Source organism: Mariniluteicoccus endophyticus (assembly GCF_054780035.1).
The window spans coordinates 92402-104898 of sequence record NZ_BAAGXC010000016.1; the positions used below are offsets into that span (position 1 = coordinate 92402).

General features: G+C 70.7%; 15 protein-coding genes. 6 read left to right on the plus strand and 9 right to left on the minus strand.

Annotated elements, in window-relative coordinates:
* The first annotated feature begins 19 nt into the window (after positions 1-19).
* Positions 20-517 carry a thiol peroxidase gene (gene tpx / locus ACYVGD_RS05755; RefSeq protein ID WP_460742039.1) on the plus strand — a complete coding sequence of 166 codons (498 nt, stop codon included), beginning with the start codon at positions 20-22 and terminating at the stop codon, positions 515-517.
* Between the two features lie 114 nt (positions 518-631).
* Here the strand turns inward: tpx and ACYVGD_RS05760 are convergent, their stop codons facing one another.
* Positions 632-2140, minus strand: coding sequence for an Hsp70 family protein (locus ACYVGD_RS05760; RefSeq protein WP_460742041.1), 1509 nt, complete (start codon positions 2138-2140; stop codon positions 632-634).
* A gap of 81 nt (positions 2141-2221) precedes the next feature.
* Entirely contained in the window at positions 2222-2365 is a 144-nt protein-coding gene (locus ACYVGD_RS05765) for a hypothetical protein (protein ID WP_460742043.1), read from the minus strand.
* Between the two features lie 34 nt (positions 2366-2399).
* Here ACYVGD_RS05765 and ACYVGD_RS05770 point away from each other — a divergent pair, with 34 nt between their 5' ends.
* The gene (locus tag ACYVGD_RS05770; RefSeq protein ID WP_460742045.1) at positions 2400-3119 is read left to right on the plus strand and encodes a phosphatase PAP2 family protein; all 720 of its coding nucleotides are present in this window, start codon (positions 2400-2402) and stop codon (positions 3117-3119) included.
* 5 nt (positions 3120-3124) lie between these two features.
* Here the strand turns inward: ACYVGD_RS05770 and ACYVGD_RS05775 are convergent, their stop codons facing one another.
* Both ACYVGD_RS05775 and ACYVGD_RS05780 read right to left on the minus strand, forming a co-directional pair.
* Positions 3125-3835: a tyrosine-protein phosphatase gene (locus ACYVGD_RS05775; protein ID WP_460742047.1), complete on the minus strand. Its 711-nt coding sequence runs from the start codon at positions 3833-3835 to the stop codon at positions 3125-3127.
* A 44-nt stretch (positions 3836-3879) separates the two neighbouring features.
* Positions 3880-4263, minus strand: a complete 384-nt coding sequence (locus tag ACYVGD_RS05780; RefSeq protein ID WP_460742049.1) for a DUF4870 domain-containing protein — start codon at positions 4261-4263, stop codon at positions 3880-3882.
* Positions 4264-4386: 123 nt separating this feature from the next.
* Between ACYVGD_RS05780 and ACYVGD_RS05785 the strand changes: the two genes are divergently transcribed.
* Positions 4387-5298: an AEC family transporter gene (locus ACYVGD_RS05785; protein ID WP_460742051.1), complete on the plus strand. Its 912-nt coding sequence runs from the start codon at positions 4387-4389 to the stop codon at positions 5296-5298.
* Positions 5299-5359: 61 nt separating this feature from the next.
* Entirely contained in the window at positions 5360-5719 is a 360-nt protein-coding gene (locus ACYVGD_RS05790; protein ID WP_460742053.1) for a DUF423 domain-containing protein, read from the plus strand.
* A gap of 4 nt (positions 5720-5723) precedes the next feature.
* On the opposite strand, the gene ACYVGD_RS05795 is transcribed toward ACYVGD_RS05790, so the two are convergent.
* The 5 genes from ACYVGD_RS05795 to ACYVGD_RS05815 all read right to left on the minus strand — a co-directional run bounded on the left by ACYVGD_RS05795 (position 5724) and on the right by ACYVGD_RS05815 (position 10724).
* Positions 5724-6653, minus strand: a complete 930-nt coding sequence (locus ACYVGD_RS05795) for an ornithine cyclodeaminase family protein (RefSeq protein ID WP_460742055.1) — start codon at positions 6651-6653, stop codon at positions 5724-5726.
* A complete protein-coding gene (locus tag ACYVGD_RS05800; RefSeq protein ID WP_460742057.1) occupies positions 6650-7978 on the minus strand; it encodes an MFS transporter in 1329 nt (442 codons plus the stop codon). The genes ACYVGD_RS05795 and ACYVGD_RS05800 overlap by 4 nt, the downstream gene beginning before the upstream one ends.
* Positions 7979-8081: 103 nt before the next feature.
* Positions 8082-8294, minus strand: coding sequence for a hypothetical protein (locus tag ACYVGD_RS05805; protein ID WP_460742059.1), 213 nt, complete (start codon positions 8292-8294; stop codon positions 8082-8084).
* Positions 8295-8416: 122 nt separating this feature from the next.
* On the minus strand, positions 8417-9808 hold the full coding sequence (locus ACYVGD_RS05810; protein ID WP_460742061.1) for a DEAD/DEAH box helicase: 1392 nt from the start codon (positions 9806-9808) through the stop codon (positions 8417-8419).
* 265 nt (positions 9809-10073) lie between these two features.
* On the minus strand, positions 10074-10724 hold the full coding sequence (locus tag ACYVGD_RS05815) for an NAD(P)H-binding protein (RefSeq protein WP_460742063.1): 651 nt from the start codon (positions 10722-10724) through the stop codon (positions 10074-10076).
* 117 nt (positions 10725-10841) lie between these two features.
* Between ACYVGD_RS05815 and ACYVGD_RS05820 the strand changes: the two genes are divergently transcribed.
* Positions 10842-11399 (plus strand): NADPH-dependent FMN reductase, encoded by a 558-nt coding sequence (locus ACYVGD_RS05820; RefSeq protein WP_460742064.1) that lies wholly within the window; start codon positions 10842-10844, stop codon positions 11397-11399.
* Between the two features lie 129 nt (positions 11400-11528).
* The gene (locus ACYVGD_RS05825) at positions 11529-12134 is read left to right on the plus strand and encodes a hypothetical protein (protein WP_460742065.1); all 606 of its coding nucleotides are present in this window, start codon (positions 11529-11531) and stop codon (positions 12132-12134) included.
* The last annotated feature ends 363 nt before the right edge of the window (positions 12135-12497 follow it).

Sequence of the window (12497 nt, forward strand, 5' to 3'; positions counted from 1 at the left end):
GGTGTGCTAGACACAAGTCATGGCAACCACTGCGTTCAAGGGCAATCCTGTCAACACCGCCGGCGATCTTCCCAACCTGGGAGACACCGCCCCCAACTCCGTGCTCGTCGGCACCGACCTCGCTGACGTGCGCATCAGCGACTTCGCCGGCCAGCGCGTCGTGCTCAACATCTTCCCCTCGGTCGACACCGGCGTCTGCGCCGCGTCCGTGCGCCGCTTCAATGAGCTCGCCGCCGGCCTCGAGAACACCAAGGTCGTCTGTGTCTCGGCCGATCTCCCGTTCGCGCTCAGCCGCTTCTGCGGTGCGGAGGGCATCGAGAACGTCGTGTCGGCCTCGACATTCCGCAGCGACTTCGGCGACGCCTATGGCGTACGCATGACCGACGGACCGCTCGCCGGTCTGAACGCGCGCTCGGTCGTCGTGCTCGACGAGCAGGGCAACGTGGCATACACGCGCCTCAACGACGAGATCACCGAGGAGCCGGACTACGACGCCGCGCTCGCCGCGCTCAAGTGATCGATCCCCACGACGAGTCGGGCCCCGGGCAGATCCCCGGGGCCCGACTCGTCCTGCCCGGATCCGCCGGAGATCCCAACTGTGCACGAATCGGTTCGGCTGGGGGCCGAGGGATCAGTCGCCGAGCGCCCGGCGCATCGAGTAGCCGGTGTCGAGATCAGTGATCGTCAGCGACACCATGCCGTTCGCGTCGATCTCGTAGCGCTCCTCGACCTCCGGGCCGTGGCCAAGACGCTGGACGGCGATGTTGCGCGGCAGGGCGTCGATCGACTGCAGCTGCGGGGTGAATGGGAAGATCACGTCCGCGAACGGCACGATGTCCCCAGTCGGCTGACCGTCGGCGTCGACCGACGCATACTCCACGAACCGGAACCAGCCCACGTCGTGGGCCGCGCGGTAGCGTCGCGTGACCACGCGGGTCTTCGCGCCCACCAGCTCGTCGCGCGAGAGGATCGGGTCGAACTGGAGCAGCTGGCCGCCCTCGGCGTCGCGGAAGACGCCGAACCCGCGCGAGAGCCGGTCGGTCAGGGAGTAGCCCGCCGTCGGGTCGGCGGCGATCGCCAGACCAATGGCCGTCGACGCGCCGGGGTAGGGAGAACGGTGGACGCGGCGGCCGAACCGCTCCCGGAGGTGGCGGGGGATCAGCGGGAGGCTGGAGGCGCCACCCACCAGGTAGATGCCCGCGATGTCGGTGGTGAGCGGGGTGTCGTCGTCCAGCCCGCTCACCAGGGGCGACATGGTCGACAGCGTGTCGTCGACCAGCGGTGCGGCAGCCTCGTAGAAGTCAGCGACGCGCACCGTCACGGCCTCGCCGCGCACCTCGAGGGTGATGCGCTTGGACTGCGGCGACAGGTGCTCCTTGGCGTCGCGGCAGTCGTCGAGCAGCTCGGCGTACGCCCGTCGACCGAGCGAGTCGGCCGTGACACCTGCCTCGTCAAGGACCAGGTCGGCGAGGCGCAGGTCGAAGTCGTCACCGCCGAGCCGGTTGCGGCCGATGGTGTCGATGACCTCGTGGGCGGTGCCGTCCACGCGGACGAGCGAGGCGTCGAACGTGCCACCTCCGAGGTCGTAGACGACAATGCGGGTGCGCTTGGAGTTCAGGGTGCGGCCCTGGCGGTGGGTGTACTCGAAGCCGGCCGCGGACGGCTCGTTGACGACGGCACTGACCTCGAACCCCGCCCTGCGGAAGGCCTCGAGGGTGAGGAAGCGCTGGGCGCCCGGCGCGTGGGCGGGCACGGCGATTACGGTGCGTCCGATGCCGAGCTCGGCGAGCTGGGGGCCGAGGTTCGACCTCGTGCGCAGCGAGGTCTGGAGATCGACGAGGAATCCCGTCATGACGTCGAGCAGCGGCACCTCGCGCGTGCCGACCGTGACGGTGGTCGACGGCGAGACGGTCGGGTCGGCCAGCGTCCGCTTGAACGACCTCAGCAGGGGAGCACCGGCCTCGGCGGCGGCCATGGCATCGAACCCGTACACCAGCGTGTCACCGTCGAGGGCGACGACCGACGGCACGTGGTCGACGGTGTCACCCAGGTGGTCGGTGAAGTTGACGACGGGGTAGTTGCCGCGGTCGACGCAGGCGACGACCGTCCTCGTGGTGCCGAGATCGATGCCAAGTTCCATGGCCTCGACGTTAGTCGTTCCGGCGGGAGGCGACCTTACGTCCAGGTGACGATCAGGTTGCGTCACCCGGCCGTTCGACGATCAGTCACCGTCCCCCTCCAGGACGGTGTCCATGGTGGTGGGGACGTCGTCGGTCTGCTCGGTCTGCTCGGGGTCGCCGTCGCGCAGGTCGACGACCTCGCCGTAGCGGATCTCCAGCGACTTGTCGCTATTCTTTCTCCTCACCGGGGACGGCCCGGACGGCCGAGAGGGGCAACGCATGGCCACCCACGAGATGGAACGCGCCCAGGAGCGTGACGGTACAGTCGTCCGCGGCGACACGTCGCCCTGGCAGGCCGCCAAGCAGGTCCCCGGGCCCGTCATGGTGGCCCTGGCGTTCTTGCTCGGGCCGTTCACGCAGAAGGTCGATCCCCATTCCTTCGGGGACCACCAGCTCCTCCACTGGCTCGGCACCCACCGCGTCGACCCGGTCACGAATGCAGCCATGGCCCTCGACTTCGTGGGCGGCCCGAAGGTCACCCCGTTCCTCACCGTCGCCGTGGCGATCCTGCTGGTCGTGCTGCGCCGGGCCGTGCTGGGCGCGCTCGTGGCCGCCCTCACCTTCCTCGGCTGGCTTCCGGGCTTCTTCGCCAAGAAGATGTTCATGCGTCCGCGCCCGCCGGCCGACGTGAATCCCGTGTTCCAGTACTCGGGCCCCGGCGCCAACAGCTTCCCGTCGGGCCATACCTCGTTCGCGGCGGCGCTCGTCGTGGCGCTGGCCTTCGCGTTGCACGTGTCCGGTCGCCGCGCCCGCTGGGTGGTCGTCGTCGGCGGCCTGCTCGTGGCTGCGGTGATGTTCGCCCGCATGTACCTGGGTCTGCACTGGCCCACCGACGTGCTCGCCGGCCTGTTCTTCGGCCTCGGCACCTCGCTGGCGCTGTGGCCACTGGCGGCCTGGGTGTCCGCGAGGGCCCGCCAGAGGTGGCCCCGCTGGGCCTGAGCCCGTCAGACGACGCGGTCGCGCAGGCGATGCAGCGTCGCCCGGTCGAGGCCGAGTCCCTCGCGGAGGTAGCCGTCGAGGTCGCCCCACTCGGCGGTGACCGCGTTCAGGCCGGAGTCCAGGTACGCCGCCGCGACGGTGTTCACCGGCATCCGGCGATGCGCGTACGCGGGACCGTGGCGCACGAGGTCGCCGACGAGCCGTGCGGCGCCCATGAGGCGTACGCGCCGGCCCGAGGCGAGGTACGCCTCACGCACCGCCGCGGCGTCGTCACCGCCGATGTGCTGCAGCAGGGCGGCGACCCAGCCGGTGCGGTCCTTCCCGTCGGTGCAGTGGACGAGCACGCCGCCGTCGTGGTCGGCGATCGTCCGCAGCACCTCGGCGACACGGGCACGTTGGCCGGTGCGGTTGGCCATCGCGACGTAGCGGGCTTTCATCAGCCCCTCGCCGAACAGGTCGCGGCCCTCCGGCGTGCCCAGCACGTCGTCGGCCCCGATGACGTCGACGAGGACGCGACGGGCGCCGGGCACGGGCCGGTCGGGGAAGGACCGCGCCGCGGCGGGGGAGCGGAGGTCGACGACCAACGTGATGCCGAGCGCGGCCATGCGCCGGCGGGCTCGGGGCGTGGACAGCCACAGCAGCCCGGACCGGAAAACGGCCGGGGGCCGCGTACGCGTCCGGGCGACGACCGGCCGGAAATGATAGGCGCCGAGCACGCACCCACCGTAGTGGGGCGGGCCCGGCGCCGGGGGACCGAGAATCAGGAGAGGATCCGCAACTGGGCGGGGTAGCGGTAGACCTCGCCGCGGGAGGCCAGCATGGCGCCACGGATGTGGCACCACAGGGTCATGATGCCGGCGACGCACCACAGGATGATCGCCGGGATGATGCCGACGACGGTGAAGGCCAGGATCCACCCGACGACGTTCATGAGCCAGGCCCACAGGTTGAAGTTGAACGAACCGGCCGCGGCGGTGCGGACGAAGCGCGAGCGGTCCTTGTAGAGGAGCCACAGCACGAGCGGACCGACGAACGACAGCCAGCCTGCGGTGACGATCATCGCGATGATCGCCGAGAGGTGGCTCAGGACGGCAGCGGTGCACTCGTCGCTGGAGGGTCGGGACAGGGGGTGCGTGGTGTTCATGCGTCCAGTGTGGGGCATCGCGGGCCACGACCGGACCGTTCCCGGGGTCGGTTCAGGGGACGACCCGGGTTCCGTGGGGCGGACGGTCGCCGCAGGATCGGGGTGGACCCCTAGAGTGCCGGGGTGGCTCTGCTCGGTGCGCTGTGGAACGTCATTCTCCCGGTCGTCATAGTCGCGGGCGTGGGGGCGGTCATGGGCAGCCGGTTCACCCTCGACTCCGGCACTGTGGGGCGCATCGCCCTGCACGCGCTCACGCCGGCCATCGCCCTCGACACGCTGCTGACCACCCAGGTGTCCAGCGGCCTCGGCGCGCGCATCGTCGTAGCGTACGCGATCGCGACCGTGGTCGCCGTCGTGCTGGGGCTGGTCGCGGCGCCGGGGATGGCCGCGTCGGCACGTCGCGCGGTGATGGTCTCGGCCAGCAGCGTGAACAGCGGCAACATGGGCCTGCCCATCTCGTTGTTCGCCCTGGGCCAGGCGGGGCTGGACCAGACGGTACTGATGTTCCTGACCTCCACGGTGCTGATGTTCGTCATCGTGCCGATGATCATGGGCTCGGAGGAGGGGTTGCGGGCGGCCGCGGTGAAAATGGCGCGTCTGCCGGTGCTGTGGGCTGTGCTCGTGGCGGCCGTCCTGCGGCTGGTCGGCTTCACCCCTCCGCTGGGCGTGATGCGCGGCATCGAGCTGTTGTCCGACGCCTGCCTGCCGATGGCGCTGTTCGCGCTCGGCATGCAGCTGGCCGCGAGCGGACGCGTACGCCTCTCGCGGCCCGTCGTGACCGGGTCCCTGCTGCGCATCGTCGTCCTGCCGGCGGTGTCGCTGGGCATCGGCCTGCTGTGCGGTCTGCACGGCACAGCACTGCAGGCACTCGTGCTGGCGCAGGCGATGCCGGTGGCGGTCAACGGCTACTTGCTGACGATGGAGTACGGCGGAGACGTCGACTCGGTGGCACACTCGGTCACGCTCACGACCCTGGCCGGTTTTGTCACGATCGCCGGCATCACCGCCGCGCTGCCGCTGATGGCTGGGCTCTGAGCCCCGCCTCCGTGGCGCGCCGGCGTCCGGTCGGGGGGACGAGGTGGGGGAGAATGACCCCATGTCCCAGCGCACCACGGTCTTCCTCGGTTCCATGCTCGCCGCCCTGGGGGTGGCCCTCGGCGCGTTCGGCGCCCACGGGCTGCAGGCGATGGTGACGCCAGAGCGGTTGGGCACGTTCGAGACGGGCGTCCGCTACCACATCTACGTCGCGCTCGCGCTGATCGCGCTGGGCGCCGCCGGGGCGGCCGGCCGCGCTGCATGGCTGCTCGTCGCCGGGCTGACGATCTTCTCCGGCTCGCTGTACCTGCTCGTGCTGACCGGCATCGGTTGGTTGGGCGCCATCACGCCCATCGGTGGCGTGCTCATCATCGTGGGCTTCTGCCTCGCAGCACTCGACGCCCGCACGCGGCTGTCGTAGCCGCTCAGGCCTCGGCGACGGCCGCCGCGACCACCAGGTCCTGCCACGACATCCCGACGGTCTTGAAAACGCGCGGACAGTCGCGCCGAACCTCCGCCCGCCGGGCGACGACATCGGCGATGCCGGCGAGCGCGTCGGCGGTCAACGGGCCCTCGTCGATGGCCTGAATCACGTCACCGGCCTCGCGCAGCGCGGTCTCGCGGTCCTCGACCACGACCTGCGAGCGGCCCATGAGTGCCGCGTCGAGCTCACGACGGTCGGGTTCGTGGGAGCCCACGGCCACGACGCACGCGTCGTCGGCGACCCAGCCCGAGTCGATGACGGGGTCCTTCGCGCTGGTGCAGCAGACGACGAGCTGGGCCTGCGGGACCAGCGCGGCCAGGTCGTCGGTCGACACGGCCTCGACGGCCACCCCTGCAGGGGCCTCGACCCGGTCGACGCACGCCTGCGCACGCGCGGCGTCTCGGCCGGCGACCAGCACCCGCTGGGGCGTGCGGCAGGCAAGCACGGCGTGGACGTGGCCGACGGCCTGCGGCCCCGTGCCGAGGACGACCACGGTGTCGACGTCAGGTGCGGTCAGTGCGTCGACGCCCACCGCCGACATGGCCGGCGTACGCAGGGCGGTGAGCTCGGCGCCGTCCAGCAGGGTGTGCGGGGTCAGCGTCCCGCCGTCGAGCAGCACATAGACTGCCTGGATCCGCGGGTGCCCCTTGGCCGGGTTCTCGGGTGCGACGGAGGCGACCTTCACCCCGGCGTACGCGCCCCAGGCCGACGGCATCACCAGCAGGTGACCCGTGCCCGCTGCGGGCGCGGTCCGGGCCGGGTCAGTGGCGGGGTCGAGCCCGGCGGCGAGCGCGTCGTGCAGCGCGCGGCGGGCACGGTCGGGGCCGAACGCGCGTACGGCCTCCTCGTCGATCCAGCGGGGCTGCTTCATCGGGTGACCTCCGGGGCGTGGGCGTGGTCGTCCTCGGTGACGGCCACGTGGCGGGACAGGAGCGCGGCGACGAACGAGATGGCGCACAGGCCGATGATGTACGCCGCGACCGGCCACCACGCACCGTGGAATTGCTTGATCATCCACTCGGCGATCATCGGGGCGGTACCGGAGAACAGCGCGGCACCGATCTGGTAGCCCAGCGTGATGCCGGTGTAGCGCACATTGGCCGAGAAGGTCTCGGACATCATGGTGCCGAGCGTTGCGGTGACCGGTGACCACGCGACGCCCAGCGCGAGGACCGAGGCCAGGTAGAGGGCCGCGGTGTTCTTCGTGGCCAGGAGCGGGAAGTACGCGGCGGATGCCGCGGCCAGCATCACGATGCCGATCGAGTAGACCTGGCGGCGTCCCAGCCGGTCCGACAGGGCACCGGTGACCGGGATCAGGAGGCACGAGACCAGCGCGCCGAGTAGGACGGCGTTCAGCACCTGGGGGCGCGTGTATCCCAGCTGGCGGGTCGCGTACGAGATCACGAACGTGGCGAAGATGTAGAACGGCGCCGTCTCCGCGGCCTTGGTGAAGACGGCGATCAGCACGGCCTTCCAGTGGCTGCGGAGGGTCTCGACCAGGGGCATCTTCTCGACGGTCTTCGTCTCCTGCAGGCGGCGGAACGCGGGGGTCTCGTCGAGTCCCTTGCGGATCCACAGGCCCACGGCGACCAGCACGATCGAGAAGATGAACGGCACGCGCCAGCCCCACGAGTTGAAGGCGGCGTCCGGCAAGAGCCCTGCCAGCAGCATGGCGCCGTTGCCGAGAAGCAGGCCGACGGTGACGCCCATCTGGGGGATCGAGCCGAAGAAGCCGCGGCGGTCGCGCGGGGCGTACTCGTAGGCGAGCAGGAGCGCGCCGCCCCACTCGCCGCCGATGGCGAGGCCCTGGACGATGCGGCACAGGTATAGCAGCGCCGGCGCGGCGACCCCGATCTGTCCGTAGGTCGGCAGCAGGCCGATCGCGACGGTGCCCAGACCCATCATCGTGAGGGTCAGCACGAGGGTCTTCTTGCGCCCGATCCGGTCACCGATGTGGGCGAAGACCACGCCGCCGAACGGGCGGATGACGAACGTGAGCAGGTTGCCGATCCAGGCCAGCATCGTGGCGACGAAGATGTCGCCCTGTGGGAAGTACTGCTTGTTGAAGATGAGCGTGGCAGCGGTGCCGTAGAGCAGGAAGTCGTACCACTCGATCGCCGAGCCCGACAGGCTGCCGAGCAGCACGCGCCGGTTGGTGATGGGGTTTCCCGGTCTGCTGGCGGGTGCCTCGGTCATCGTCGTCCTCCCTCGCGTGGTCGTCCGACCCTACAACCCGGTGTCGACATGACGCCGCCCCGTCCTGCTGGACGGGGCGGCGAGGGTCGAGGGGGAGCGGCGATCACAAGTCTGGCTTCAGATCGGGCATATCGGTCATGTCGACGCGCGGCGGCCGCAGGATGCTGCGGGCGACGTTGCGGAACTCGAACTGCTCGAGCATCTGGGCTGCCTGCTCGTCGGAGAGGTCGTACGCGCGCGCCAGCATGCGCACGTTCTCGGTGTAGAAGGCGTGGAGCTTGTCCACGCCCTTGATGAACTCGAGTTCGTTGCTCATGGAGACCTTCCTGGTCGGTGAGAGGGGTCGGGGCAGGAGAGAGGCCGGGAACATGACGGACGGGGGCGACGCTAGTGCATCGCCCCCGTCCGGATGTCAACGGGTCGTCCGAACCCAGAGGCTCAGCGGGAGGTCGTCGTGCGGGACCCGCGCTGGGCGCCGCCACGGCCGGAGCCGCCACGGCCGGAGCCGCTGCGGCCGGAGCCGCTGCGGCCCGAGCCGCCCGCGCGCGAGGTGCCGCGGTCCGACGAGCCGGAGCGACCGCCGCCACGTCCCGGGCGGCCCTGGCCGCCGCTGCGGCCACGGCCCTGGGGCTGCGGCTCGGGCTGGGCGAGCCCGCCGAGGAGCTCGCGCTCGCCGGGGGCGAGCTCGGTCAGGAGCGGATGGGCCGCGGTGACCTTCGTCGTCGTTGGCTTGATGCCGGCGGCACGCGTGAGGCTGCGCACGTCGGAGACCTGAGCGTCGGTCATGAGCGTGACGACGGTGCCTTCGGCGCCCGCACGCGCGGTGCGACCCGAGCGGTGGAGGTACGCCTTGTGCTCGGTGGGCGGGTCGGCGTGGATGACCAGGGAGACGTCGTCGACGTGGATGCCGCGAGCGGCGATGTCGGTCGCGACGAGCGTGGTGGCCTCGCCCGAGTGGAACGCCGCCATGTTGCGGTTGCGGGCGTTCTGGCTGAGGTTGCCGTGCATGTCCACTGTCGGCACGCCGCGGGCGTTTAGCTGGCGGGCCAGATTCTTGGCGCCGTGCTTGGTGCGGCTGAACACGACGGTGCGGCCGGGGGCGCTGGTGAGGTTGGTCAACACGTCGAGCCGGTCGGTGGGGGAGATGTGGAGCACGTGGTGGCTCATCGTCGACACGGCCGACCGTTCGGGGTCGGCGTGGTGGGTCACCGGGTCGTGCAGGTAGCGGTCGACCAGGACCTTGATGCCGTTGTCGAGCGTGGCCGAGAACAGCAGGCGCTGCCCGGTCGACGGGGTCTGGTCGAGGATGCGCTTGACGCCGGGAAGGAAGCCGAGGTCGGCCATGTGGTCAGCCTCGTCGAGGATGGTGATCTCGATGTCGCCCAGGTTGCACAGGCGCTGCTTGATGAGGTCCTCGAGGCGGCCGGGGCAGGCGATGAGCACGTCGAGGCCACGGTTGATGGCGGCGGCCTGCGGGTTCTGGCCGACGCCGCCGTAGATGGCGTGCGTACGCAGGCCCGCGGCCTCGGCCAGCGGCCTGAGTGACTCGTGGATCTGGTTGGCCAGCTCGCGGGTCGGCGCGAGGATGAGCGAACGCGGCGCCTTGGCTCGGGGGCGGCGGCCGTCGGCGCTCAGGCGGGCGACGAGGGGCAGGAGGAAGGCGTACGTTTTCCCCGAACCCGTGCGACCTCGGCCGAGGACGTCGCGTCCGGCCAGCGAGTCGGGCAGCGTCGCCGCCTGGATCGGGGTGGGTGTGGTGATGCCGCGCTCGGCGAGGACCTGGGACAGGTTCGCGGGCACGCCAAAGGTGGTGAAAGACTGCGTGGTCAAGAAGATTGCTCCAACTGGGACATGACGGTGGTCTCGCCCGTGCAACATCCCAAGGGATGGGGCGGCGAAGAATCGCTACGACTGCACCGGCATCCGCGGCAAGACGGGGCGGATGCTTGGGTCAACACTAGCACCTGTCCATACGGGTTCCGGACTCCTCGTCTCACTGGCGCTCACTCGGAGCGCGACGAGGGTCGTGCGATCAGGCCGCAGTCCCACCCTCTGTTGTCCGAGCGGAGGCCGTCCCGCGGCCGGAGACGAGGACTCAGAGCGAGTCCAACGCCTCGCCGATCGGCTGCTGCCCGTTGTTGAAGGAGATCTCCTGACCAGCCAGCGTGTCGCGGCGCTCGACGACGCCCGCGATCACGGCGGCCACGTCGGCACGGTCGACCTCACCGGACTCGGTGGCACGGATGTTGATGCGCCCGGTCTGCGTGCCGAGCATCAGCCTGCTCGGCTTCAGGATCGTGTACGCCAGCCCCGAGCCGCGCAGGTGCTCGTCGGCTGCGGCCTTGGCCTCGGCGTACGCGAAGAATGGGTTGTCGGCGGGTACGCCGTGGTCCCGACGTGCGCCGAAGTAGCTCACCATCACGTAGTGGTCGACACCGGCGGCCCTGGCGGCATCCATCGACCGGATGGCGGCGTCCTGGTCGACGGCCTTCGTGCGGTGAGGATCGCCGCCTCCCGCACCGGCTGACCAGACGACGACGTCCGCTCCGTCCAGCAGCCCGGTGATTGCGGCGGTGTCCATCGACTCGACGTCGGCCACGACAGGCTCGGCGCCGGTTGCGGCGACATCGTCGGAGTGGTCGGGGTTACGGACCACCGAGCGGACGGTGTGGCCGGCGGAGGTAAGCAGGGGAGTGGCCAGCAGGGCAATCTTGCCGTGGCCGCCGATGATCGTGATCGTTGCCATGGGGGTTCCTTCCCGTGTGGTTGGCGTACGTGGGGAAAGCAAGGGGGGAGGGCGGGAATATTCCCCGGCGCCGAGATGGTTGAGCACGCAACTACATCGACGAAGGGAACCACCCGCATGAAGATCGGCATCATCATCGGCAGCACGCGTCCGGGACGCGCCGGCGAGTCCGTGGGCCGCTGGGTCCACGAGATCGCGGTCCAGCGCGACGACGCGGCGTTCGAGCTGGTCGACCTGGCCGACTACGACCTCGCGCTGCTCGAAGAGCCGACCGTGCCCGGTGCGGCCAACCGCCAGTACGCCAGCGAGAACACGCGCCGCTGGAGCGAGAAGATCGACGAGCTCGACGGCTTCGTCTTCGTCACCCCCGAGTACAACAACAGCGTCCCCGCGGCCTTCAAGAACGCGGTGGACGTGCTCTACCCCGAGTGGAACAACAAGGCCGTGGCCTTCGTGGGCTACGGCGCCGACGGCGCGGTCCGTGCCGTGGAGCACTGGCGCGGCATCACCGCCAACGTCTACCTCAAGGCCACCCGCGCCCAGGTGTCCCTCTCGCTGTTCACCGACTTCGGTGACCAGGGCTTCCAGCCCGGTGAGCGTCGTGCCGCCGAGCTGACCGGAGTGCTCGACGAGCTCGTCCCGCTCACGAAGGCCTGCACCACCCTGCGCTCCTGATCCTCCTGGCGCCCCGGCCCATGGCCGGGGCGCCCTGGACGTCAGACTTGGTCGAGCGACCACTTCACCCGTGACATCACCTCGGCGGTGGGCATGTCGGGCCTCGGGACACCGTTAGCGTCCCCGCCCGTGAACATGAATCGCCGCACCCTCCTGGCGACCGTCGGCGCAGGTCTCGTCCTTGCCCCGGCCGCCCGTCCCACCCCCTCCCACGCCGCCACCAGCCACCCCCTGACCAGGATCGCGCTCGGTCATCTCGACGAGCCGTCCTCGATCGTCCTCACCCCGAAGCAGGCCGAGGCGGGCACCGCCTGGTGCTCGGAGATCGCGAGCCTGTGCTGGACCGAGGCCCGCTACGACCGGCTGTTCACCCTGGGCGAGCCCGGCACCGCCGTGAACACCTCCACCAACCGCTGGTTCCGTTGGGCCCGCGAGCACGACCGGCTGCGCTGGTCGGACGAGAGGCTGCTCGCCGACGCCACCCGTTCCAACCGCCTGCAGCGGGCCGCCAGGTCGTCCCAGCCGCGCGAGGGCGACGTCGTGCTCATGTGGCACTGGAAGAAGCGCGAGAGCCGATGGTCCTCGCACACCGCGATCATCCGGGCCGACGCCCATCGCGAGGACGGACGCTGGCGCTACGACACGGTCGACGGCAACTGGCGGGGCAAGGTCAGCACCCGCTCGTTCACCGACGACACCGCCGGCAAGATCTTCGCCGTCATCACCCCCCGCTGAATGCCCGGGGTGACGACACCGCCGGCAAGATCTTCGCCGTCATCACCCCCCGCTGAATGCCCGGGGTGTGGCCGCGCGTACGCCCGTGGCCACACCCCGACGACCCCCTCCGGGTGCCAGCATGGGGCGATCTGAGAGGGGACACATGCGTACGACCGGACTGGCGCTTGCCGCAGCCCTGATGCTCACCGGGTGTGCGGGCCTGCCCGGCGGCCCGCGTCCGATCGCGAGCCCCGAGCTCCCATCGAGCGCCCCCGTCGAGCCCAGCGCCCCCGTCGAGCCCAGCGCGTCCGAGCCCGCGGACGCCCCCACGCCCGAGGCGTCGCAGAGCCCGGTCGACGAGGGCGAGACGCTGCCCCCGGC